This window comes from Paraburkholderia dinghuensis (genome assembly GCF_003837865.1).
GTDB lineage: Bacteria > Pseudomonadota > Gammaproteobacteria > Burkholderiales > Burkholderiaceae > Paraburkholderia > Paraburkholderia dinghuensis.
Genome location: NZ_RQIS01000006.1, coordinates 156,436 through 179,273, shown reverse-complemented (window position 1 = coordinate 179,273; position 22,838 = coordinate 156,436). Strand labels below are relative to the sequence as shown.

Genomic DNA, 22,838 nt, shown 5'->3' with positions numbered 1-22,838 from the left:
TTCGGTAGCGTCTATCGCCAGCTTTCCCGCCATCACGATAACCGCGTTGATATTGCGCACAGTCAGCGCGTTGGCGAGATCGCTTCGCGCGTATGGCGCGCAATCATCAGTTCCTCATTGGTCGGGATCACCCATACCGATACCTTGCTGGCGGGAGAGCTGATCTTTGGGCCGCCGGCCTCGTTCGCGACCGGGTCGAGCTCGGCGCCAAGCCATCCGGCGTGGCGCACGACGCGTTCGCGTATCGCATGCGCATGCTCGCCGATACCGGCGGTAAAAACGAGCGCGTCGATACCCTCCATCGCCGCAGCGAGCGAGCCTAGTTCGCGCCCGATCCGGTAGGTGTAGAGGTCGATTGCGAAACGCGCGTGTGCGTCATCGCTCGCGAGCAGCGCGCGCATGTCGCTGGATATGCCGGAGACACCCAGGAGTCCGGATTGTCGATAGATCAGTGCCTCGATTTCCCGAGCGTCCATTTTTAGCTCGTCGAGCAGATAGAGAATCACGCCCGGGTCCAGATTGCCGCTGCGCGTGCCCATCGGGAGTCCATCGACGGCGGTGAAACCCATGGTGCTCGCGACGCTCTTGCCAGCGGCGATCGCGCACATGCTCGCTCCATTACCGAGGTGCGCGACGACAGTCCGGCCCGCCGCGGCGCGCGGATCGAACTGCGGCAGGACGCCAGCAATGTATTCGTACGACAAACCGTGAAAGCCGTAGCGGCGCACACCCCGCTCCGTGATGGAGCGCGGCAGCGCATAGCTTTGCGCGAGCTCCGGCTGCGCACGGTGAAAGGCGGTATCGAAGCAGGCCACCTGCGGGATGCCGGGATTGCGCTCGCCGAGGATGCGAATCGGTTTCAGGTTGTGCGGCTGATGCAGCGGCGCGAGAGGAACCAGCTTTTCCAGCTCGTCCACGACAGCGGGCGTGACGAGTGTGGGACGTGCGAACACCTGCCCGCCATGCACGACGCGATGCCCCACCGCGACAAGCTCGTGCCCCTCGCTGTGGCTGCGCAAGAATTCGCCGAGATACTCGATCGCGCCGGCATGCCCTAGCTCGATGCCCTCCCCCCACGTCTTCTCCTCAACGCCTCCGCCACTGCCTATGGCTGTGAAGTGCGGCGCGGTATAGAGCCCCTCGATCTGTCCGTGCACGAGCAGCGCGGTACTTTGCGCGTCGTATGCGCAGTACTTGAGGCTCGACGAGCCGGCGTTCAAAACCAGGATGAGATCGGCCATTGCATCACCTGATCGCCTTGCTGCTTTCGCGGCGCGCGCGGGCGACAAGCGCCGCCACCGCGCACGAAGCGAGCCGCGTCATGACGGAGTCGGCGCGGCTCGTGAGGATGATCGGCACCCGCGCGCCGAGCACGATGCCAGCCGCGTCGGCTCCGGCGAGAAAAGACAGGCTCTTTGCGAGCATGTTGCCGGCCTCGAGGTCGGGGACCAGCAGGACGTTGGCCCGTCCTGCGACGGGGGAATCGATCTGCTTGATCTGCGCGGCCTTGAGGTCGATCGCGTTGTCGAGCGCGAGCGGCCCGTCGACGAACGCCCCGGTGATCTGGTGGCGGTCCACCATCTTGCACAGCGCGGCAGCCTCCACCGTGGACGGCACCTTCGGGTTGACGGTTTCCATCGCCGAGAGGATCGCGACGCGGACTTCGGGAACCTGCAGTGCGTGGGCGAGATCGATCGCGTTTTGCAGGATGTCCGCTTTCTCCTCGAGCGTCGGCGCGATATTGATGGCCGCGTCGGTGATGATGAGCGCCTGGTCATGCTCAGGCACATCCATCACGAAGCAGTGGGAAAGCCGCCGTGCGGTGCGCAGGCCCATGTCGCGCTTCACCACCGCGCCCATCAGTTCGTCGGTGTGGAGGCTGCCTTTCATCAAGGCCTCGGCCGCGCCCTCGCGCACGATCTGCACGGCTTTCGCCGCGGACTCCTCGCTGAACGGCGCATCGACGACCGGATAGCCGGCGATTGCGATCCCGTGCTGCGCCGCCACGGCTTCTATACGCTCCTTCGGGCCGACCAGGATCGGGGCGATCAGCCCCATCTGCGCGGCCTCGACAGCACCCTGCAGCGAACTCTGGTCGCACGGGTGAACAACAGCAGTGCGCAGCGGCGGTAATGCCCGGCTGGTCTCGATCAGCCGCTGATACTTCGCGTGCTTCGCTTCCATCAGCATCTCCCTTTGATGCGCAGGAAAGGTGTGAGCGACTACGAGCCCGTTCGCGCCGCGACAGCGCCGCGCGCAGGTGCAGGTTCCGCTGCGAGCACGCCACGAATGCGTTCGAGCGTCGCCAGTTGCCCGGGCGTTGGCTTCGCACTTTGCACTCGCTCGTCGGCAAGCAGTTTGTCGAGCAGCGCGAGCAGCCGCTCGCGGTCGACGCGCTCGGCGAGAAGCAGCGGAAGCGTGTCGATGGCCTGGTCCGGCTCGAAGCTCGCGATGAGTTCCTGCTCGCCCCGAACGCGGCGCCACTGGTCGGCGGGCAGTGAGGTCGGCAGATACTCCGAGTAAGCCTTCGCCAGTTCGCCGCGCATCGCGAGGCGCGCGATCGGCAGCGGCTCACCCTTGCGCGCAAGCAGCGCGGCCGAACGCGCAATCGCTTCGATATAGCCGCCTTCGCCGATCGATGCTAGCGCCTCCTTCACGAACGGCTGATCGCGCACGTCGCCCACCGGTTGATGTGTCGCGCGTTTTTGCCCAGATTGACGGTCCGCGAGATACATCGAGAACATGTTCGCGTAGATGCCAAAGAAGGTCGATTCCGTAGTCGCGTCGCGCATCGCGCGGTAGTAGTCAAGCGATGCGCTCACGATCTCGGAGCCCATCTGCTCGATCTTGAGCCATGGGTTGTCTTTGTCGACGGCCTGGCGGTGCGCGCGCGTTGCATCGGCCGCTCCCGGCAGCCACGCGAGCCACGGGTTGAGGTCCGACACACTCCAGCGCTCGAAACGCAGCGGATGAAATTCCCGCAGGAGACTCGCCGTCGTTTCGTTCGATGTCGCCTGGACGACTGGCTGCGCCAGTAATTCATAGGCATGCTGATTAAATTCGGAGATCTCCTCGACCGCCTGGAACGGTTTCTCGTCCTCGCGCTTGAAACGGTTGAAGCGCTCCGCGACTTCCTCGAGCCGGTACTCGCGGAACTCGACGTCGTAGATGGGCGTGCCCTGTGCGTCCTTCTGCTCGGTGATTTCCATGCCGTAGAGCCCGGCGGGCAGGCTCTCGATGTGATCCAGCACGGAGATGATCTGCTTGTGCTCCTTCTTCGCTACCCTGCCGGACACGAATATGCCAAGGTGGCCAACGTCCTGGTGCGTGAGGCCGACGATCACCTGCCCGCGCGCCTTGATCTCTTCAGTGCTTCCGTAGATATCCGCGACCCAGTTGAATGCCTGTTGCGGGGGAGTGATGTTGTCGCCGAGCGAGGCGAACAGGATGATCGGCGAGCGCAGTTCGCGCAGATCGAAGCCCTTGCCGTCGGGCCCCTTGACCTCGCCTGTCCACAGCTTGTTGCCGACGAACAGGTTGCGCGTGATCCACTCGATCTCTTCGCGATTCATCAGGTAGTACCCGCCCCACCAGCGCTCGAACTCCAGGAAACGCGGCGGCTCGGTGTCGATGTTCGCGTAGAGGTGGTGGTACTTGTCCCAGTACGTATTGGCCGGGTTCAGGTACTCGAAGTTCTGGACAAGGTGCGCGCCGTCGAACTTGCCGTTACCGAGATCGGAGGCGAACGAAGAGAGCCACGTGCCGCCCAGAATGCCGCCGACGTAGCGCATCGGGTTGTCACCTTCACCCTCGCTCCACGCGCCGCTCCAGTACGACATCGGCGCGCCGTTGATGACGATCGGGCCGGTGTCGTCGGGATCCGACGTCCCCAGCATCATCGCGGCCCAGCCGCCCTGGCAGTTGCCGACGATGGCCGGCTTCGGGCTGTCCGGATGCAGCGAGCGGACCTTCTTGACGAAAATCTGCTCGGCCGCGCAGACGTCCGGCAGCGTCTGGCCCGGTTCGGGATTCTGGAAGAACACCACAAAATAGACCGGGTGTCCGGCGCGAAGCGCAACGCCTACCTGCGAGTCGTCCTTGAAGCCGCCGATGCCGGGGCCGTGTCCGGCTCGCGGGTCGATGATCATGACCGGACGCTTTTTCGGATCAACGCTCACGCCTTCGGGCGGCCTGATCTTGAGGAGCGCGTAATTGACCGGCCGCTCGAACGTGCGGCCGTCGAGCACCGTCTCGTAGTCGAAGTGAAGCACCGGCTTAAGCCCTTGAGCGGTGCGTTCGACGAATTCGTTGCCGCGCGCATGCAGCGTGTCCCAGAAGAGCAGCGTGCGTTGCGCCGCGTCGAGCGCGTAGCTCCATGCGTTCCACGGCGTGAACGATGCCATCATCGCAGGCAGCGCCGCGGCGCCAGTCGCGCCCTCGCCATTGCCATTCAGCGCCTTGGTCACGCGTTCCCTGAAGTGCTCCTGCGCACCTCTCGTCCGTTTGCTGAGGACGAGCGAGATTTTTTCACCGATTTCCTGGCTGCGTGCAAGCTGAGTTGCTGCGTCCATAGAGTCAGCCTCGTAATCAGAATGATGGGCGACCAGGACGTGATAGCGGTTGCAGCTGCAACCCGGCGACGGCGATTCGTGTGGGCATGGGCGTACGAACCGCGGGGGGCGTGATCGCTGTCCTGTGTGTCGGGGTACCGGCGGCCAGTTTGCCGAGCCGATTCTCGTCCCAACATGTGTCGAACACATGTCCGGTCGGAGCGTCCCGACTTCGCGCTGCTATTAGCGCTTCGGTCAGGCGGAGTATGTCGGCCATTGTGCAACCGCACAATGAGACCAAAGTCGTATTTTCAAGGTGCGATCGAGGTGGGATACGGTTATGTGGTGCCGGCACACGCTGAGGAACCGGCGAGCGGACGGACTTCAACGCGATGTCGGGAACCAATATCTTGTTGGCGAAGCGCACGCACGCTCGTTTTCCAGTGCTTCAACGCCGAACAGGTCGATGCCACAGTTTCTCCAGCGCTAACATACTCGCGACGTCGTATGCGGTATCAGCGAGCGAACGCACGACGTTTGGACTTCGACCTCTTCAGACTCGCACTTTGATGGGAGATCGCATCATGGCTGCACGCACCCGTGGGCTCATCGTTACGATCGCGGCGCTGCTTCTGGCAGCGTCGTTCGGCGATGCAACGGCCACTGAACAGGCGCAACAACGTCGCGCAGGCCGCGACGTCCGCCAGGAAACGCGTCAGGGCTCGCGTAACACCAAACAGGAATGCCGCGCCGCTAACCAGACCAGCAACTCGCAATGCCGGCAGGACAAGCGACAAACCAAGCAGCAGGGTCGTCAGACGGCACGTGACATCAAATATTGATCGCTGCACCCTGGCGTTTTCCAGTTGGCCGACTACAACCGGGAATGAACGATGCTCCAACAAAAGGAGTGCTTCATGCGTGGTAGATCGGATAAATCAGCACGGGTATGGATATGTGCCTGCTTTCTCGCGGTCCTGCTACCTTGCCAGTCGAATGCTCAGGTCGTGCCTGGCCTGTTGTCGCCCAACACCGTCATTGGCGGCAATGTGAAGCAGCACGCCGACGCCGTGCTCGCCATCATGACCTACACGACCGTCCCTGACGTCACGACCAGTAACCTGTCGGTCAATAACAGCCTCAGCGGGAATCCGGGCTTCGGTCAGTCACAGTTGGGCGGCGGCTTCACGCTCAGCAGGACCTTTCCGTTGTATCTGGAAGGCACGATTGCCTATAGCCGTTACGATCCGGTTTTCATTGCGACGGATGGCGCCCAGCAGCGATCGGTACCGACCCGATGGAATACCGTCAGCAGTACGGTCGGCATCGGCTGGGATTTCCGGATCACGGACGAACTCGCGTTCCGCCCGATCCTGAACGGCACGATTGGGCGTGTCGCCAGCGATCTGCGGGTGGGACAGACGCTCTTCAATCACGTCACCGACAGCAACCTCCAGTTTCTCGAGAATGGCGTGCTGAACGCGTATGGCTATGGCGGCTCGCTGATGCTCGATTACGAGCACTACCGCGAGAACTATGAAATCGACGCTGAACTGCGCGCGACCGATATCTACCTGCGCAGCTTTGGAAGCTCGTCGGAGGCAGTTCAGGGTTCGGCCACGGCGCAACAAATCAGCCTGTGGACACGCTGGCGCGCGCCTACCGGCTGGCACGCGCTCGACCGGCCGATCCGCTATGTTCTCGAAGCCGCCTACTCCCACTACTTTGGCGACAGCGCGGGGGTGCTGGGATTCAATGACCTCACGTCGCTAGGCGTGGGCCTCGAACTCGACAGCAGCCGCTACCCCATCATCATCACCCGCACACGGGCGATGGTGCGATACGTGTTCGGACACAATGTGCACGGCGTGTCGTTCGGGTTTGCGATCAGCTTTTGATTCGCGCGTGACGCGCGCAACGATATGAGACCAAAGTCCAATTGACGCTATCCGGACCCAATCCGATAGTGAAGAATCGCTGTCTCTAGAGCAAGGCAACAATCCCCACATCAGTTCCTCGCAACGGCCGCTGTGGCCACGATCGGGCGTGCCGCATTTGCCCGGCAGCACATGTCTGTAAAGGCCGCTAACGGAACAGGCAAGGCTAACCATGGCACGAACGGCACCGTTCAGGGGCACCATCGCTGCATTTTTGTGTCACTGACGATTCTCGAGACGACCTGGCAGGAGAAAAACTCATGCTGCTAACACCGAACGAACAACGGGTTTTGTCCAGAGGATTACTCGATGTCCTGATTCGCGCCGGGCTCGTTGCTGTGCTGGCTGTCTTTTGTTACCGGATTTTCGTTCCGTTCCTTAACCTGATGGTGTGGGCGCTGATTCTCGCTATCACGCTCTATCCGCTTCAGGTCATGCTTCGCCGAACGCTCGGCAACAAGGACGGTCTGACTGCCACGCTGATCGTGCTCGTCGCCTTCGTTGTCGTTCTCGGGCCGACCTATATGCTGGGCGTTGCGCTCGCCGACTCGCTGGAGAACGGGATGGCCGTCGTCAAGAGCGGCAGCTTTCAGATTCCACCGCCCGCCGAATCGGTTGCGAACTGGCCGCTGGTTGGCAAACGTGTGTATGACGGCTGGCTCCAGGCCTCGACGGACCTCGTCAGCTTTGCGCAGAAGTTCGCGCCGCAACTCAAGGACGTGGGTCGCGCTCTGCTGGGAACGGTCACCGGTCTGGGCGCCGGACTGCTCGTATTCTTCGCCGCCTTGATCGTCGCGGGCATTCTGATGGCGTTCGGCGAGAAGGGGCACGGCAGCGCTGTGCAGATCGCCTCGCGCATCTTCGGCACGGAGAACGGCAACCAGATCACCGATCTGTGCACGGCCACCATTCGCGCCGTGGCCCAGGGCGTCGTCGGTATCGCGTTCATCCAGATGCTGTTGATCGGCGTCGCGTTCATCATCATGGGCATTCCCGGTGCAGGCCTGCTTGCCCTCGCCGTCCTGCTCATCGGCATCATGCAACTGCCCGCTACGCTGATTACCGTACCCGTCATCATCTTCGTGATCGTTACCGAGGGCGTGAGCACGGCGACGATCATCTTCTCCATCTATGTATTCATCGCGGGTCTCGCGGACAACGTGCTCAAGCCATTGCTGCTGGGGCGTGGCGTGGCGGTGCCAATGCCCGTTGTGCTGATCGGTGCGCTCGGAGGCATGGTGACGGGTGGTGTCATTGGTCTGTTCATCGGTCCCGTGATGCTGTCGGTCGGTTACCAGCTCTTCTGGCGATGGGTGAAAGACCCGCCAAAGCTTCAGTCCGACCAGGTTCAGGAACAGAAGCAGCCTTGAAGCTGCAGGTGCGGAGCCGTGTTGCCTGCCATGCGCCCATTCACGACGGCGATGCTGCTCGGCGCAGGTTGCCTGAGCGGGTGCATGCGTGTGGGACCGGACTTTCAGCCACAGCACGAAGCGTGGAGCGAACACTGGAGCAGCGCATCGATCAATCAGGTCACGCAGCAGACAGCAGAGCCTGATCTCCGCCAATGGTGGCTGATATTCGGCGACCAGAATCTCGAACATCTGATTGCCGTTGCCGATGCCAACAACGGCGACCTGAAGATTGCCGGTCTGCGCGTTATCGAGGCCCGCGCCCAGCTCGGTATCGCGCTCGCCGGGCGCTACCCGCAGGTGCAGCAGGTCAACGCCGACGTGCTCGCCTCGGCCCGCAAGCGCTCCGATGGATTCGACCCGCGTTCGGGGGCCTACCTGCAGTATGGCGCGGGTTTCAGCGTCGGCTGGGAACTCGACTTCTGGGGGCGTTTCGCCCGCGCCATCGAGTCCGCCGATGCCGCATTCTTCGCCGCGCAAGCCAACCGCGATGCCACGCTTGTTCTGTTGCACGCGCAGATCGCCGATACGTATTTCGCGCTGCGCACGGCAGAGGCCAGGCTGCGTATCGCGCGCGAAAACGCACAGCTGCAAAAGCGCAGCTACGAGATCACGGAAAAACTGTTCAAGAGCGGCGAGACCGATGAACTGGACCTTCAGCAGGCGAAAACGCAGTACCTCGGAACGCTCAGCAGCATCCCCGATCTCGAGAGCCAGATCGAACTTTCGCGCCACGGGCTGTCCGTGCTGACGGGCCAGCCGCCCGGCCCGCTGCCGGAACTCGACGTGCAGCCCGGCAAAGAAGGCGTCGTCCCGTTGGTGGACCGCGCCGTGCTGCAGAACGTGCCAGCCGATCTGCTATTGCGGCGTCCCGACGTTCGCGCCGCCGAGTATCAAATGGCCGCGCAGTCGGCACTCATCGGCGTGGCGAAGGCCGATTTTTATCCGTCCGTGTCGTTGCTGGGTTCGCTTTCCTGGAGCGCGAGTTCACTCGCGGGTTCACCGAACACGCTGGGCATTGCAATCGGCCCTAGCGTGACCTGGAACGTGCTCGATCACGGCAGGATCACGAACAACGTGCGCGTGCAGGACGCCCGGCTGCAACAGTTGACGGTCGCTTACCAGAACACCGTGCGCGAGGCGGCTCGCGAGGCCGATGACGCCGCCACTGCGCTGATCGCCGCGTTGCAGCGCGAAACCATTCTGAACGACGCTCAAGCGGCCGCGCGGCGCTCCCTCACGCTCGCCAATACGATCTACCGCGAAGGGTATTCGGACTTCCAGCGTGTGCTCGATGCCCAGCGCGCCCTGTTCACCCAGCAGGACGCCTACATCGTCAACCGCAGCAACGCCGTAGGCAGTCTGGTCGCCCTTTACAAGTCACTCGGGGGCGGCTGGTACACGGAGCAGTCGCTAGTCGACGACGCGACACGCAAGCAGATGCGGCAACGCACCGACTGGGGTGACCTGCTCGACGATGCGAGCGCTCCATCCAGCGCTGCCGCCCGCCCGCAAGGTGCGTCCCCATGAGCGATACACCCGAACCCTCGAATACAGCGCCGGCTCCGGCACCCGCCACCGATCCGTCGAGCAAGGCGGTGAAGTGGATCGTGTGGCTGATCGTCGTGAGCCTGGTCTGGTATCTGCTCGCCGACCGCTTTACGCCGTACACGCAACAGGCGCGCGTGCAGGCCTACGTCGTGCCTGTCGCCGCGGAAGTATCGGGACGTGTAACGCGCGTTCTCGTGCACAACAATCAGGAGGTCAACGCGGGTGACGTGCTATTCGAAGTCGATAACGAGCAATACCAGATAGCCGCCGTTCGTGCGCGGGCCGATTACGAGTCCACACGCCGACAGGTCGGCGCCAGCACTGCGGGCATTGATTCGGCGCTCGCATCGCTGCGGGCGGCAATCGCGAACGAGGTCAAGGCGCGCCAGGATAGCGAGCGCCTGGAACGGCTATACCGCGAAGACGAAGGCACGGTCTCACTGCGACGCATCGAGGTCGCGCGAGCCACGTATGAGCAGGCCCAGAGCCAGGTCGAGGCCGCGCGTGCCGAAGTGGAGCGCGCGCGGGAACAACAAGGCGGCAACGAAGCGGAGAACGCGCAGTTGCGCAGCGCGGCCGCCGCCGTGAAGAAGGCAGAACTCGATCTGGCCGACACGCGGATCGTGGCCGGCTCGGGTGGGGTCATCACCGATCTGCGTACGGAAGTCGGCCAGTTCGCGGCGGCAGGCAGCCCGGTGATGACGCTGATTGCGATCCGCGACGTCTGGATCAGCGCCGACATGACCGAGAACAATCTCGGCCATCTCCAGCCCGGCACGCCGGTGGAAATCTCGCTGGACGCGCTGCCGGGCCATGTCTTCGACGGGCGGATTCGCAGTATCGGCTACGGCGTGAGCACGGGCCAGAGCACGCCGCCGGGCAGTCTGCCCACCGTGCAAAACAGCCGCGACTGGCTGCGGCCCGCTCAACGCTTTCCCGTGATCGTCGAGTTCGACCCGCGCGAGCGCGAACGTCTGCGCAACATGCGCGTGGGCGGGCAGGCAGAGGTGATGGCGTTTCCGACTCAGCCCAATCCGCTCAATCCGCTCGGGCGCGTGTTCTTCCGCGTGATGAGCTGGCTCTCGTACGTTTACTGACCACGTCCATGGACAACAGGCTCCAGGTGACCGGTCGCCGTTCGCTGCGTCTTGCCACGGGGACCGCGCTCTGCCTCGCGATCAGTTTCGCGCTGGACTTCCCGATTCCCGTCGTCGCGCCGGTGTTCGCCGTCTTTCTTCTCGCGACGCAAACGCGGCCGCTGTCGCTCAAGACCGGCATGGTGCTCGTGCTGGTCGTGGCATTGACCACAGGCAGCGGCTTGCTGCTTGTTCCGCTGCTTCGTCACTACGCGTTCGGCGGCGTGCTGATCGTCGGCCTCATGCTTTATTTCGCCTTTCGTTACGGCCTGCGCGGCGGGAACAATCTGGTCGCCACATTTCTGGTTGCGGGTCTGACGATGATCTCCGCAGCGGGGACGAGCGACTTTCAATTGGCCGCGACCGTCGTCGGTGCACTGGCGAAGGGACTTTTGCTTGCCACGTTGGTATCGGCCCTGACTCACGGCCTGTTTCCCGAGCCGCCTGCCGCGCGGCAAGCACCTGCCGCGCCGACGATGCCCGACGCACAAGCGACGCGTATTGCGCTGCGCGCCGCGCTCGTGGTGATGCCGGCGTACCTGCTAGCGATGACCGATCCGGCCAGCTACATGCCGATCATCATGAAGTCCGTGAGCCTTGGCAGGCAGAGCTGCACCACGACGGCCCGCCATGCGGCGCGCGATCTGATCGGCTCCACGCTGCTGGGCGGCCTGCTCGCGATCGCGTTCTGGTTCGCACTCAGGCTCTTTGTGCACGTGTGGATGTTTTTTCTGTGGATGCTGCTGTTCGGTCTGCTGGTGGGACGCAAGCTGTATCGCATCAGCCCGACGCGTTACTCGCCCGGATTCTGGCTGAACAGCCTCGTCACCATGATCATCCTGCTTGGGCAGTCGGTGCAGGACAGCGTGGCCGGCAAGGATGTGTACACGGCATTTGCGGTGCGAATGGGGCTCTTTCTGGCTGTCACGGTCTACGCCTGCCTGATGCTCCTGATCTTCGAACAACGTCGAGGCGCAGGCTGATGCTCCGCTCGGCGCTGATGCTCCATCAACGAGGTGTGTGCAATGAACGCTGCAAAGGACGACGCTGCTATCCGCCTGAACGCTGGCGACATCCTGCGGGAAATGGGCAGGACCCTCTGGCATCTGCGTGCGATCCTGATCGGGCTTATCGTGCTATTCGTTCTGCTGACGATCGGAATGTGCTACTTCGGCGGCGCCGTCGAAACGGCGAACCGGACACCTTCGCCGTGGGGCGAGACCGTGTACTTTTGCGCGATCACCGCTCTCACCATCGGGTACGGCGATATCGTGCCGACTTCGACGTTCGGGCGGTTCGATGCCGTTGCGCTGGGTCTGGTCGGCCTCGTGATGACAGGATTGACGGTTGCCGCGGCCGTTCGGGGTGTGCAGGAGGCCGCGCAGCGTGCAATCGAACAGAAGAGGAGTGAGCGGGAGACTGACTGAATGCACGTTCACCGCGCTTGGTGGTCCGCCTCGCAATGATCCGGTCAGCTATCGCGCGAAACGATGACTTCAATCCGTGCGCTGCTATCGAAGCGCGGCGCTCGCGATATCCGCTCCGTGAACCTGCGCTTGCGGCGCCTGGGGTGCCGATGCGGGAGTCGGCGGCGCTGGCATCGTCATGTGCTCTGCCTGCGTCACCCATCCTCCGCCCATTGCCTTGTAGAGGGTGACGTAATAGGTCAGCTCGGCCGCCTGGGTTTGCGTATAGCTGAGCTGCGCGTTGAAGAGACTCCGCTCTGCATCGAGTACCTCGATATAGCTCGTATAGCCGCCCTCATAGCGCTTGCGCGCGAGCCGCGCATAGGTCGTCAAGGCATCGACCTGCCTGCCCTGAGCAGCGAGTTGCCCCTGACTCTTCTGCAGCGCGATCAGCGAATCGTCGACTTGCTGGAAAGCCGTCTGGACGGTCTCGAGATACGTATAGAGCGCTTCCTGCTCCCGCGCTTCGGCCAGATGGACCTGCCCGGTGATGTTGCCGCCGGTGAAAATCGGCTGCACGATCGATCCGCCCACCGACCAGATATAGGCCGGTCCGGTGAGCAGGCTTGAAAACACGGTACTGGCCGCACCGATCAGCCCCGACACCGAAATGGTCGGAAAGTACAGCGCGCGCGCCGCCCCGATCTGCGCATTTTCCGCGATCAGGTTCTGTTCCGCCTCCAGCAGATCCGGACGCCGGACCAGCAAGTCCGATGGCACACCTGCGGGAACGGCCGGCAACGCGATCTCCTGCAGTTCGCGCCCACGCGGGATCGGGCCGGGATTCTGCGCGAGCAGCACGGACAGCGCGTCCTCCTGCTGGGCAATCTGCATCTCGATCTGGGGGATGGTCGCGAGTGTGGCCTCGTACTCGGACTGGCTTTGCGCCAGCTCCATCTCCGACACTTCCCCGTGCTGGAAACGCAGCGAGAACACGCGCACCGCCTCGGCGCGACTCGTTGCCGTTGCCTGCGCGATATCGAGCTGCCGGTCGAGGCTTCGCAGATTGATGTACGAAACCGCCACCGAAGCGACCAGGGTGAGGATGGTGTCGCGCCGCCCCTCCTCGGTCGCGGCGAGTTGGGCGCGCGCGGCCTCGGTCAGGCGGCGCGTGTGCCCGAAGAGGTCGATGTTCATCGACGCGGCAAGCGTCGGCGAAAACAGGTTGTAGACAGGATCGACACTCTTGGGCAGCGGAATGCCGCTGGCACCCGACACGCGCTGGCGCGACGCGTCGAAGCCGGCGCTCACCTGCGGGAAGAACGCGGAACGCGTAATCTGCAACTGCGCGACAAATTCGTCGATGCGGGCTGCGGCGATCTTCACGTCGCGATTGTGTTCAAGCGCCGTGCTGATCAGATCATCCAGTACCGGCTCCTGGAACTGCTGCCACCATAGCGTATTGGCCACATCGGCCACTTCGGCGCTTGCGAACCGGTAGGTCGCGGGCACATCGACGTTTGGCCGCACGTATTCCGGGCCCGGCAGACAAGCGCTGAGGGCGAATGCCAGCAACGGCGCGAGCCGCCGCGTCATGGCCGACAAAGGAGCGCACGCGTGGGGGAATGCATGCATCTCAATCATCCTCGCGCGGCGCGGAAGGCGTTTCATTCGGCGCCCCCGCCGCGCCGGCCTGACCACCGGTGCCTGAGGCGTCGCCGCCCTTGTCCGGCTTCGCGGCACTCTTGCTCGAACGAGACGACATCGTTTCGAGCAGGTAGTAGAACATCGGGATGAAGAACACGGCGATCGCGGTCGCGCCGAGCATCCCGCCGATCACGCCGGTTCCGATCGAGTGACGGCTGTTGGCCGAGGCACCCACGGCGATGGCCAGCGGCACGCAGCCGAGAATAAAGGCGAGCGAGGTCATGACGATCGGCCTCAGCCGCTCTTCCGACGCAACGATCGTGGCGTCGTGCACCGTGGCGCCCCCCTCCCGGTTCATCACCGCGAACTCGAAGATAAGAATTGCGTTCTTCGCCGCTAGCGCAACCAGCATCGTGAGCCCGATCTGGAAGTAAATGTCGTTTTGAAGGCCTCGCATCAGGATGGCGAGCAATGCGCCGAAAATCGCGAACGGCACCGCCATCAGCACGCCGACCGGCAGAGACCATTTTTCGTACTGCGCCGCGAGAATCAGGAAGACCATCACGAGGCCGAAGATGAACACGGAGCCTGACGTTCCACCCGATTTGCGTGCTTCATAGGCCTCGCCGCTCCACGCAACACCAAACCCGTTCGGCATCTGCGCCGCGATGTCCTCGAGCGCGGCGATGGCCTGCCCGGAACTGAATCCGGGTGCTGCGTTGGCCGTCACAAGGACCGCGGGGAAGTTGTTGAAGCGCGTGAGAAGGTCCGGTCCCGTCACGTACCGGTAAGTCGCCACGGCACGCAACGGCACCATCGTATTGGTCCTGCTGCGCACGTAGATGCGGTCGAGATCGTCGGGTTTCAGCCGGGTAGACGGATCGGCCTGCAGGATCACCTGCCATAGCCGGCTCGAACGATTGAACTGCGACACATAAAGCGAACCGAACATAGTCTGCATCGCGCTGTACACATCTTCCACCGGCACGCCGAGCGTTTCCGCACGTTCGCGGTCGACATCGACGAGCAGTTGCCGCGAGTTCGGATTGAACGTGGTCGTGATACGGGCGAGTTCGGGCCGTTGCCGCGCCCGCGCGATGAACTGGCGGACCACCTCACCGAGTTGCGCGATGGTCGCGTCGCCTTTGCTCTGAATCCATACCTCGGTGCCGCCCGTGGTGCCGAGACCGGGAATCGAAGGCGGGTTGACCGGAATGACGAGCCCCTCCTTGATGACCGACAGCGCCTTGTAGGCGTTGACCAGCATAGTATGCGCATTTTGCGTGGCGGCATTACCTCGCGCATAACGTTCATCGAAACTCTTGAGCCCGACGAAGAACGTGCTGGCGTTGTTCTTGTTCTGCACGTCGAGCAGGCTGTAACCGTCGACGGTTGCAATACCGCTCACGCCATCCTGCTTCATGAAGTACTCGGCCACCCGATCCGACACCGCTGCCGTGCGGTCGAGGCTTGCGGCGTCGGGCATGACTATCGCGCCGAGCAGGTACCCCTGATCCTCCGGCGGAAGAAAGGCGGAGGGAATGATCCTCATCATCACGACCGTGAGCGCGATCATGCCCCCGAACAGTAAAAGCGCGAGCACCCAGCGCCGCATGACGAGCTTGACCACGTTGATATAGCCCTTGGTCATGCGAACAAATGCATTCTCGAACCAGCGGAAGAAGCCTTTCTTTTCGTGATGGGTGCTCTTGAGCAATATCGCAGCGAGCGCGGGCGACAAAGTGAGCGCGACGAGGCCCGATATCACGACGGAGATGGCGATGGTGATCGCGAACTGCTTGTATAGCTGCCCGGTGATCCCGCTCACGAAAGCGACCGGAACGAACACCGCGCACAGCACGAGCACGATAGCGACGACTGGCCCGGCCACCTCGTCCATCGCACGCTTGGCCGCGTCTTTCGGGTTGAGCTTGTGGACCGTTATGTTGCGCTCGACATTTTCGATCACGACAATGGCGTCGTCGACCACGATGCCGATCGCCAGCACCATGCCGAATAGCGTCAGCATGTTGATCGAAAACCCGAGCAGCGCCATGCCCATGGCGGTGCCGACGATCGACACCGGCACGGCCAGAATCGGAATCAGTGTCGCGCGCAAGCTTTGCAGAAAAACGAACACGACAATGACGACCAGCACCAGCGCTTCGAAGAAGGTGTGAACGACGTCCGAGATCGAGGCGCGTGTGAACTCGGTCGTATCCATCGCGATCCGGTAGTCGAGGCCTTCAGGGAACGACTTCTTCATTTCGGCCAGCGTGGCTTGGACCTGTCTCGACACGTCGAGTGCATTCGCGCCCGGCTGCTGGAAGACCGCGATGATGGTGGCCGGCTTACCCTGGAACCGGCTGCGGATCGAATAGTCCTTCTGCCCGAGCTCCGCCCTGCCCACGTCCCGCAGCCGCACGATCGCCGCGCCCTCGCTGGCCGCGCGCAGGATGATGTCGTCGAACTCGGACGGCTGGGCAAGCCGTCCGGTGGTCGTCACGGCAAACGACTGCTCGACTGGCGAGCCCGTCGGCGACTGCCCGATGCGCCCCACCGCGAACTGCTGATTCTGGTTCTGCACGGCGCTTTGCACATCGGCTACCGTGATCCCCAGTTGCGCCATCCGGTCAGGCTTGAGCCAGATGCGCATCGCGTAGTCCGGCGTGCCGAAGATGCTCGACTGGTTCGCGCCCGGTATCCGCTTGAGCGCATCGAGCACATAGATGTTCGCGTAGTTCGCGATATACGTAGCGTCGTAGCGCTCGTCCGGCGAATAGATCGCGATCACCATCATGAACGCCGACGACTTTTTCTGCACCTGAACGCCCTGCGCCTGAACGGATTGCGGCAACTGGGGCAGCGCGAGATTGACACGGTTCTGCACGTCGACCTGCGCGAGCTGCGGGTTGGTGCCAATCTCGAAGAAGGCGTTGATCGTCAGGTTCCCGGTCGATGAACTCGATGAGTTCATGTAAATCATGTTGTCCGCGCCGTTGACCTGCTGCTCGATCGGCGCGGCCACGTTGTTGGCGACCACTTCTGCGCTCGCCCCCGGATACGTTGCGCTGATCGTGATCTGTGGCGGCGTGATGTCCGGGTATTGCGCGACCGGCAACGACAGCATGGTCAGCGTGCCGCCCAGCGTGATGACGATGGAGATGACCGAAGCGAAAATCGGTCGGTCGATGCAAAAGTGGGAGATGCTCATCGCCACCGCCCTTCAGTTGGCGGCGGCCGATGCCGCCTCGCCGCCCGCAGGGCGATTTAACGGCGGCGCCGCGGGCGGCCCGGACGCACCGGATTCCTCATTGGTCTGAGCCTGTGACCCGCCCGGCTCGGCCTGCGGCGGGCTCGCGACGATCTTGAGGGGCGTATCGGCCACGACGCGTATCGCGCCATCGACGACGACCCGTTCGCCGTTTTTCAGGCCATCGATGATGAACCAGTCGTCACCGTGCCATTCGCCCACCTCGACCACGCGCTGACGCGCCTTGCCATCCTTGTCCACGACCCAGACAAAGTGACTTTTCGCGCCCTGAAGAACGGCGCGTTGCGGCACGAGTATGGCGTTGGGGCGGATGGCGCCCGAGACGCGGGCGCGCACGAACTGGCCAGGACGCAGCGAGCCATCCGGATTCGCGAAGACCGCCCGCACGAGAAATGTGCCCGTTTCGGTGTTGAACGCGGGATTGGCGAAGTCTATCGCGCCGCGTCCCTTGTAGATCGAGCCGTCGGCAAGCTGAAGCGACACCGAAAACGCATTGTTCGCCGGAAACCGCAACTGCCCCGCCGAAATCTGATCCCGGTATCGCAGTTGCTGGTTTTCGGAAATGCTGAAGTTGGCCCACATCGGGTCCAGTTGATAGACGTAGGTCAGCAGCCCATTCTGCGTGGAGGTGACGTAGCTGCCGTCCTGTTGTCGCGCGAAGCTCGACAGTCCGTTCAAAGGCGACTTGATCGTCGTATAGCTGAGATTGAGCTGCGCCGTGTCGACCTCGCCCTGCGCGGCGATCACGGCGGCCCGCGCCTGCTTTTCGTTGCCGACCGCATCGTCGAGGTCCTTCTTGCTCAACGCGTTTTCTGCCGCCAATGGTTGCACGCGCGCGAGGTTTGCCTTCGCCACTTCGAGACGTGCCTGCTGCTGGGCCAATTGTCCCTGAGCGGTTCTCAACGCCGCTTCGAAAGGCTTGGGGTCCATCAGGAACATGACCTGCCCTGCCTTGACCAACTGCCCTTCCACATACATGCGCCGGTCGAGGAAACCGTCGACGCGAGCGCGTATCTCAACTTCGCGCGAGCTTTCGGTCTGCGCGGTGAACTCGAAATCAACGGGGGTATCGTGCGGCTCCACCGTCGTCACGGTGACCTCTATCGGCGGGGTGGCTGCGACCGGCTCCTTCTTGCTGCAACCCGCGAACAGACCCAGAAGTGCAATGGCAAAGGCCATTGAGAGCACGCCTTTCGGGAAGGACCGGCATACCGATGCCTGTGCCGTTCGCCATTGCAGCGGCTGCTTATCATGCATGCACGCGCGCGCCATCATTGCCTCAGGGTGATCTCGTAAGGCCCGCCTTCGACCCGGCATGGACCGGTGAACACGACAGCTTCCGGTCCAACGCGCGCTGCTTGAAGGGACGGGGCTCCGACTGCTTGAACGTACCCACCGGGTCATGCCTGCTCGCGCAGAAATGGCACTGCGCAGCAGACCTGTCGCTGATTCGATGAAGGCCAGTATGGCGATGCCCCATGCCGGCAACAATCGGACTTTGGTCCTAGCTGGCGGTCGAGCAGGCACCTCGCCAGACGCACGAGCACTGTGTAAGAAACCGGCTGCGCTGCTCAATAGGACCAAGGTCTTATGGTGCCCTCGTTGACCTGCAGTTCATGCTTTCAGGAATAGTCGGCGCGGACATTGACCGCGATGCCTTACCACGGCGCAAGGTTTTCTTCCTGGGAGTGAAGCCATGTCCTCAAATCATGCAAAAAACCGGGAAGCGAAGTCCGAGGAAAAGGCCGAAGCAAAGATGAGCAACAAGGACTATTTGAAGGAGTTGGAGCGGCTTCACGTCGAACTGGTCAAGATGCAGCAGTGGGTCGTCAAAAGCGGCGCGAAGATCTGCATCGTGTTCGAGGGGCGCGACGGCGCGGGCAAGGGTGGAACGATCAAGGCGATCACCGAGCGCGTGAGTCCGCGCGTGTTCCGGATCGTCGCGCTGCCGGCCCCCACCGAGCGCGAAAAGAGCCAGATGTATATTCAGCGCTATGTTCCCCACCTGCCGGCAGCCGGCGAGGTCGTCATATTCGACCGGAGCTGGTACAACCGCGCGGGTGTCGAACGCGTCATGGGGTTTTGCACCCAGAAGCAGGCGGACGAATTCCTGGCGGCCGTGCCGTTGGTGGAGAAAGCAATCATCGCGTCGGGCGTCATCCTGATCAAATACTGGCTCGAAGTGAGCCCCGAGGAGCAGACCCGCCGACTCGAAGGCCGCATCCACGATGAGCGCAAAACCTGGAAGCTGTCGCAGATGGACCTCGATTCGTACAGCCGCTGGCACGACTATTCGAGGGCTCGCGACGAGATGTTCGCGAAGACCGACCTCGACTTCTCGCCATGGCATGTCGCGCGTTCCAACGACAAACGGCGTGCACGGCTCAACATCATCACCCACCTGCTCAATACGGTTCCCTATGAGAGCGTGCCGCGCTCCAAGGTGGTGTTGCCGAAGCGACAGAAGGCGTCGGGCTATGTGGAGCCGGAATACCCGTATAAATACGTGCCGGAGGCTTTCTAGCTGCCCCGCACATCCCGAACGGGAAAACAAACGCGTAACCGCAACGTGGCGTGCCAGGCCGCAGGTGAGATCACGCGGAACGCTGCAAAATGACGGTGACGCCGAAATCCGGGCGTGTTCGAGGCAAAGCCAATGCGGAGGACAATGATGGCCGATCTGTGGATTGGAAATGTCGAGGCCGACGTGTCATCGGAAGAGCTCAGTGAGTTCCTCGGCAGATATGGATTTCCGCCGTTCGACGCAATCCAGTACATGCCCGGGTCCGGCGAACGTCCCGCCGTGGTCCTGACCTTTGAGAATGTCGATATCGAGGCGCTGCGGATGCTCCAGCCGCGAATTCACAACCTTTACTGGAAAAACCGCACGATCGTCGTCCAGGTCGTGCCGCCGAGACGCGACGACTGAGCGGTTCGGGTCCGGAAGCGGCGCGCAAATATTCCAGGACGTATACGCGCGCAGGCGGCCATAAAAAGGCCACCTGCGTCGCCTGCCGTATAGCGTTTAACCTGTTCTCAAACGTCTTTCGTGCGACTCACGAATGGCGCGCGACCGTGCGCGCGGGCATCGTAACGGGGGAATTTCCCAGCTCGGCTCGTTCGGCGAGACGAACGAGTTCCGCGAGCGATTCGGCCCGCATTTTCTCCATCACGCGCGCCCGGTGAATCTTGATCGTCTTCTCCGCGGCGCCTAGCGCATCCGCCACGAGCTTGTTCGGCCGCCCGGCGACAACCAGCGCCATCACTTCACGCTCACGCGGGGTCAACTGGTTGACGCGACGCTGGATTTCAGCCTGTTGCGCGCGCTGCTCGAACCATTGCTGCGCGAGCGCCAGCGCACGATCAGTCGCTTCGAGCAAAAGGTTTTCGTCCACTGGCTTCAACAGAAAATCCGTCGCGCCGGCCTTCATCGCCGCGATGGCGGTGCCTATTCCACCGTGACCGGACACAAAGATAATCGGAATGCTGCTGAGCAACCGCTGCTGCAATGCAATGCCGCTCAGGTCGGGCAGCTTCAGGTCGAGCAGGAGACAGGCAGGCGCGCTGGTGAGATCCGCGTGATCGAGAAACTCGCCAGCACAACCGAACGTCTGAACGGTATAGCCCGCCGAACCGAGCAGGCGACCGAACGCCCTGCGTATCGACTCATCGTCGTCGACGATGAACACAACGGATGTGGGTGTATTCATGGTCGCTCTCGCACGGCAGTATTCATGGTCGCGCCCTCCGCAGGCAGCTCGATATGAAACGTCATGCCACGGTCAGCATTGCGCTCGGCCCACAGGCGCCCGCCGTGCACCGTGACGATGATACGGCTGATGGACAGTCCAAGGCCCATTCCGTCCGGCTTCGATGTCGAGAATGGCTTGAACAGGATCGCTAACTGTTCGTCGCTAACGCCCATACCGCGGTCGCGTACCGCGATGTGCACGCCGCTGACGCCCGCCATCGGACAGACGTGGACGAAGACCTCGCGGTCGTCGCTGACGCTGTCCAGCACGGCATCGAACGCATTGATGATCAGATTGACGAGTACCTGCTGCAACTGGACAGCATCGCCATGCAGCAACGGCAACCCGTTCTCGATGTGCGAACTCAGCGACACGTCGCACTCCGTGGCCCTGCGGTGCAAAAGTTGCATAACATCGCGCACGAGACGACTCATGTCGATCGTGCCCATCTCGGTCTGCTCGCGTTTTCCGAACTTCCGCATCTTGCGGACGATGGCGTGCGCGCGAGCGCTATCTGACACGATTTCTCCGAGCAACTCGAACAATTCGCTCTTGTTGAGCGGCTCGATTGCCAGGAACCGCCGCGCGGCCTGAGCGTTGCTGAGAATGGCGGTAAGCGGCTGATCGACCTCATGCGCGAGTGCCGCCGCCTTGTCGCCCACATCACAATCCTGTTCGCGATGACGACGTGCCGGACCGTCGCTTCGAAATACGGGCTCGGTTGCGCTCATGGCGTCATCGTGAGCAGGTTCGATGACGACCACCGCGTAGCGTGCGTTATCGACTGCAAACGAGACTGAGCTCGTTACCTGCACGTCGCCCTGTTCGCCTTCCTTTTTGCGCACGATGGCCGCACGCTTCGTGCTGCCTGCGGCGGCGCACGTCACCCACGACCTGCCGATCGGCGCGACGCCCTCCTTGTCCTGCGACGGATGCACAAGGACGTCGACCAGCATTCCGGTCATGTCCGTGGAGGCATATCCGAAGAGCAGCGCGGCTCGCGCGTTCGAGCAGACTATGCGGCCTTTGGCGTCGACCGCCAGCGCAGCGGACGGCACCACGTCGATCATGCTGCGAAGCACTTGTGGCGCCGCACATTCGACACCGCGCCTCGCGCGTGGCTCCGACGATACCTTGATGAACGATGCCAGATGAGCAATGTGGCCTGTTACCCAGACAAGCCACGGAAGCAAATTCTCTCTGCTGTGTACCGGACCTGTTAGCCGAAACGGCCGTTTCCGGGTTCCCACGTTCTCGCCATACATGGTGGCCTCCGAACGCGCAATCCAGCCATGGAATTGCGACATCGCTGCAGAATCGAGCATCGCTGATTGAACGCCATGCAGCCTGACGCGAACACCATGCGCAAAGACGCGCGAGATCTTGTTTACCTGCCTGGAAACGGCGACATACGTTATGTGTTCACAAGCGCGACGAACTACGGCAACCAACGGCGTCTGCTATTTGATTACCCGGAAAAACTGTGGCTCGAACGTGACATTCTGAAGTATTGAAACATGTGCTGGGTATGCGCAACTGAAACCAGTGTCTCACCGTATCCCTGATTGAACGTGTGAACGGTATGTCGAGAAAGCACACGTTAATTATCAGGAAAAAGGTCTGCTTTCTTTAAAGCGCTATCCGGATTCTAGGTCATTCTTTCCAACCTATATGTAATACACGTTACGCATTCATTCTCGCTTTTCGTGTGTAACGTGCATACATCGCGCAGGGGCGTCAGCGCGAAAACGGTTCGAATAATATTTGCAAACTCACATTCCGTATTTGGGGTCGATCTCACGCGTGCAGGGTGAAAATTGCCTCGGTGATAATCAATCTGCGCGATTGGCTAGCAAACATGCGTTCTCGCGCCAGTCATGGGTTGCGCCGTCACGGCGACGAAGCCGGTACGCCGCTACCGGCCTCCTTGTGCTGCGCGGAATGGGCGGGCGGATGCTTATTCGCCCTCGCCTTCTGCTCCGCCTTGCGTTGCACATCCTGCATATGTTTCATGCCCGGCGAGCTAGTTTGCCCATGAGCCGGCACAATGCCGATCGATGAAACAGCGAGCATCGTCGGCAATAGCCGTCGCCACGCCCGAGACAGGATCATGAATTTCACCTCGATCAATGGGGGCTGCAACGCGTGTGCGCTTCGTACGACCTCAGTTAGTTTA

The 22,838-nt window shown here is 62.3% G+C and carries 18 protein-coding genes; 10 read left to right on the top strand and 8 right to left on the bottom strand.

Going from position 1 to position 22,838, the window contains the following annotated elements; all coding sequences use genetic code 11:
* Positions 1–62: 62 nt before the first annotated feature.
* The 3 genes from D1Y85_RS10225 to D1Y85_RS10215 are packed head-to-tail and all read right to left on the bottom strand — an operon-like array spanning position 63 to position 4,571.
* Complete coding sequence (locus tag D1Y85_RS10225) at positions 63–1,241, bottom strand: acetate/propionate family kinase (RefSeq protein ID WP_124150930.1); 1,179 nt, start codon at positions 1,239–1,241, stop codon at positions 63–65.
* A gap of 4 nt (positions 1,242–1,245) precedes the next feature.
* Positions 1,246–2,184, bottom strand: coding sequence for a phosphate acetyltransferase (locus D1Y85_RS10220; protein WP_124150929.1), 939 nt, complete (start codon positions 2,182–2,184; stop codon positions 1,246–1,248).
* 38 nt (positions 2,185–2,222) lie between these two features.
* The gene (locus tag D1Y85_RS10215; protein ID WP_124150928.1) at positions 2,223–4,571 is read right to left on the bottom strand and encodes a DUF3141 domain-containing protein; all 2,349 of its coding nucleotides are present in this window, start codon (positions 4,569–4,571) and stop codon (positions 2,223–2,225) included.
* A gap of 548 nt (positions 4,572–5,119) precedes the next feature.
* Between D1Y85_RS10215 and D1Y85_RS10210 the strand changes: the two genes are divergently transcribed.
* From D1Y85_RS10210 to D1Y85_RS10180, 7 genes are all read left to right on the top strand, one after another.
* Entirely contained in the window at positions 5,120–5,392 is a 273-nt protein-coding gene (locus D1Y85_RS10210; RefSeq protein WP_425466914.1) for a hypothetical protein, read from the top strand.
* 75 nt (positions 5,393–5,467) lie between these two features.
* Positions 5,468–6,448 carry a hypothetical protein gene (locus tag D1Y85_RS10205; RefSeq protein WP_124150926.1) on the top strand — a complete coding sequence of 327 codons (981 nt, stop codon included), beginning with the start codon at positions 5,468–5,470 and terminating at the stop codon, positions 6,446–6,448.
* A gap of 299 nt (positions 6,449–6,747) precedes the next feature.
* Positions 6,748–7,857, top strand: coding sequence for an AI-2E family transporter (locus tag D1Y85_RS10200; protein ID WP_124150925.1), 1,110 nt, complete (start codon positions 6,748–6,750; stop codon positions 7,855–7,857).
* Between the two features lie 30 nt (positions 7,858–7,887).
* Positions 7,888–9,426, top strand: coding sequence for an efflux transporter outer membrane subunit (locus D1Y85_RS10195; protein WP_124151055.1), 1,539 nt, complete (start codon positions 7,888–7,890; stop codon positions 9,424–9,426).
* Positions 9,423–10,544 carry an HlyD family secretion protein gene (locus tag D1Y85_RS10190; RefSeq protein ID WP_124150924.1) on the top strand — a complete coding sequence of 374 codons (1,122 nt, stop codon included), beginning with the start codon at positions 9,423–9,425 and terminating at the stop codon, positions 10,542–10,544. The genes D1Y85_RS10195 and D1Y85_RS10190 overlap by 4 nt, the downstream gene beginning before the upstream one ends.
* A gap of 8 nt (positions 10,545–10,552) precedes the next feature.
* A complete protein-coding gene (locus D1Y85_RS10185) occupies positions 10,553–11,566 on the top strand; it encodes a DUF2955 domain-containing protein (protein ID WP_124150923.1) in 1,014 nt (337 codons plus the stop codon).
* Positions 11,567–11,608: 42 nt separating this feature from the next.
* Positions 11,609–12,010 carry a potassium channel family protein gene (locus tag D1Y85_RS10180; protein ID WP_246024856.1) on the top strand — a complete coding sequence of 134 codons (402 nt, stop codon included), beginning with the start codon at positions 11,609–11,611 and terminating at the stop codon, positions 12,008–12,010.
* Positions 12,011–12,094: 84 nt separating this feature from the next.
* On the opposite strand, the gene D1Y85_RS10175 is transcribed toward D1Y85_RS10180, so the two are convergent.
* Genes D1Y85_RS10175 through D1Y85_RS10165 form a run of 3 tightly spaced genes read right to left on the bottom strand, consistent with a single transcriptional unit; the run spans position 12,095 to position 18,089 of the window.
* Positions 12,095–13,624, bottom strand: coding sequence for an efflux transporter outer membrane subunit (locus D1Y85_RS10175; RefSeq protein WP_425466913.1), 1,530 nt, complete (start codon positions 13,622–13,624; stop codon positions 12,095–12,097).
* A 1-nt stretch (position 13,625) separates the two neighbouring features.
* Complete coding sequence (locus tag D1Y85_RS10170) at positions 13,626–16,850, bottom strand: efflux RND transporter permease subunit (RefSeq protein WP_124150922.1); 3,225 nt, start codon at positions 16,848–16,850, stop codon at positions 13,626–13,628.
* 12 nt (positions 16,851–16,862) lie between these two features.
* On the bottom strand, positions 16,863–18,089 hold the full coding sequence (locus D1Y85_RS10165) for an efflux RND transporter periplasmic adaptor subunit (protein WP_246024869.1): 1,227 nt from the start codon (positions 18,087–18,089) through the stop codon (positions 16,863–16,865).
* A 517-nt stretch (positions 18,090–18,606) separates the two neighbouring features.
* Between D1Y85_RS10165 and ppk2 the strand changes: the two genes are divergently transcribed.
* Together ppk2 and D1Y85_RS10155 are read left to right on the top strand one after the other, a co-directional pair.
* Positions 18,607–19,434, top strand: a complete 828-nt coding sequence (gene ppk2 / locus D1Y85_RS10160; protein WP_124150921.1) for a polyphosphate kinase 2 — start codon at positions 18,607–18,609, stop codon at positions 19,432–19,434.
* Between the two features lie 144 nt (positions 19,435–19,578).
* A complete protein-coding gene (locus D1Y85_RS10155; protein WP_342773462.1) occupies positions 19,579–19,839 on the top strand; it encodes an RNA recognition motif domain-containing protein in 261 nt (86 codons plus the stop codon).
* 127 nt (positions 19,840–19,966) lie between these two features.
* Here the strand turns inward: D1Y85_RS10155 and D1Y85_RS10150 are convergent, their stop codons facing one another.
* Entirely contained in the window at positions 19,967–20,620 is a 654-nt protein-coding gene (locus D1Y85_RS10150) for a response regulator transcription factor (RefSeq protein ID WP_124150919.1), read from the bottom strand.
* Positions 20,617–21,744, bottom strand: a complete 1,128-nt coding sequence (locus D1Y85_RS10145; RefSeq protein WP_185218947.1) for a PAS domain-containing sensor histidine kinase — start codon at positions 21,742–21,744, stop codon at positions 20,617–20,619. The genes D1Y85_RS10150 and D1Y85_RS10145 overlap by 4 nt, the downstream gene beginning before the upstream one ends.
* Positions 21,745–21,993: 249 nt before the next feature.
* On the opposite strand from D1Y85_RS10145, the gene D1Y85_RS10140 reads away from it, so the two are divergent.
* The gene (locus D1Y85_RS10140; RefSeq protein WP_124150917.1) at positions 21,994–22,176 is read left to right on the top strand and encodes a hypothetical protein; all 183 of its coding nucleotides are present in this window, start codon (positions 21,994–21,996) and stop codon (positions 22,174–22,176) included.
* Positions 22,177–22,838 lie beyond the last annotated feature (662 nt).

Bases quoted from the DNA above. Each gene is read 5' to 3' on its own strand.
- D1Y85_RS10165 (WP_246024869.1), bottom strand. From the start codon at position 18,089: ATGGCCTTTGCCATTGCACTTCTGGGTCTGTTCGCGGGTTGCAGCAAG.
- D1Y85_RS10225 (WP_124150930.1), bottom strand. From the start codon at position 1,241: ATGGCCGATCTCATCCTGGTTTTGAACGCCGGCTCGTCGAGCCTCAAG.
- D1Y85_RS10170 (WP_124150922.1), bottom strand. From the start codon at position 16,850: ATGAGCATCTCCCACTTTTGCATCGACCGACCGATTTTCGCTTCGGTC.
- D1Y85_RS10200 (WP_124150925.1), top strand. From the start codon at position 6,748: ATGCTGCTAACACCGAACGAACAACGGGTTTTGTCCAGAGGATTACTC.
- D1Y85_RS10155 (WP_342773462.1), top strand. From the start codon at position 19,579: ATGATGGCCGATCTGTGGATTGGAAATGTCGAGGCCGACGTGTCATCG.
- D1Y85_RS10190 (WP_124150924.1), top strand. From the start codon at position 9,423: ATGAGCGATACACCCGAACCCTCGAATACAGCGCCGGCTCCGGCACCC.
- D1Y85_RS10215 (WP_124150928.1), bottom strand. From the start codon at position 4,571: ATGGACGCAGCAACTCAGCTTGCACGCAGCCAGGAAATCGGTGAAAAA.
- D1Y85_RS10210 (WP_425466914.1), top strand. From the start codon at position 5,120: ATGGGAGATCGCATCATGGCTGCACGCACCCGTGGGCTCATCGTTACG.
- D1Y85_RS10205 (WP_124150926.1), top strand. From the start codon at position 5,468: ATGCGTGGTAGATCGGATAAATCAGCACGGGTATGGATATGTGCCTGC.
- D1Y85_RS10195 (WP_124151055.1), top strand. From the start codon at position 7,888: ATGCGCCCATTCACGACGGCGATGCTGCTCGGCGCAGGTTGCCTGAGC.
- ppk2 (WP_124150921.1), top strand. From the start codon at position 18,607: ATGTCCTCAAATCATGCAAAAAACCGGGAAGCGAAGTCCGAGGAAAAG.
- D1Y85_RS10180 (WP_246024856.1), top strand. From the start codon at position 11,609: ATGAACGCTGCAAAGGACGACGCTGCTATCCGCCTGAACGCTGGCGAC.
- D1Y85_RS10150 (WP_124150919.1), bottom strand. From the start codon at position 20,620: ATGAATACACCCACATCCGTTGTGTTCATCGTCGACGACGATGAGTCG.
- D1Y85_RS10185 (WP_124150923.1), top strand. From the start codon at position 10,553: ATGGACAACAGGCTCCAGGTGACCGGTCGCCGTTCGCTGCGTCTTGCC.
- D1Y85_RS10175 (WP_425466913.1), bottom strand. From the start codon at position 13,624: ATGCATGCATTCCCCCACGCGTGCGCTCCTTTGTCGGCCATGACGCGG.
- D1Y85_RS10220 (WP_124150929.1), bottom strand. From the start codon at position 2,184: ATGGAAGCGAAGCACGCGAAGTATCAGCGGCTGATCGAGACCAGCCGG.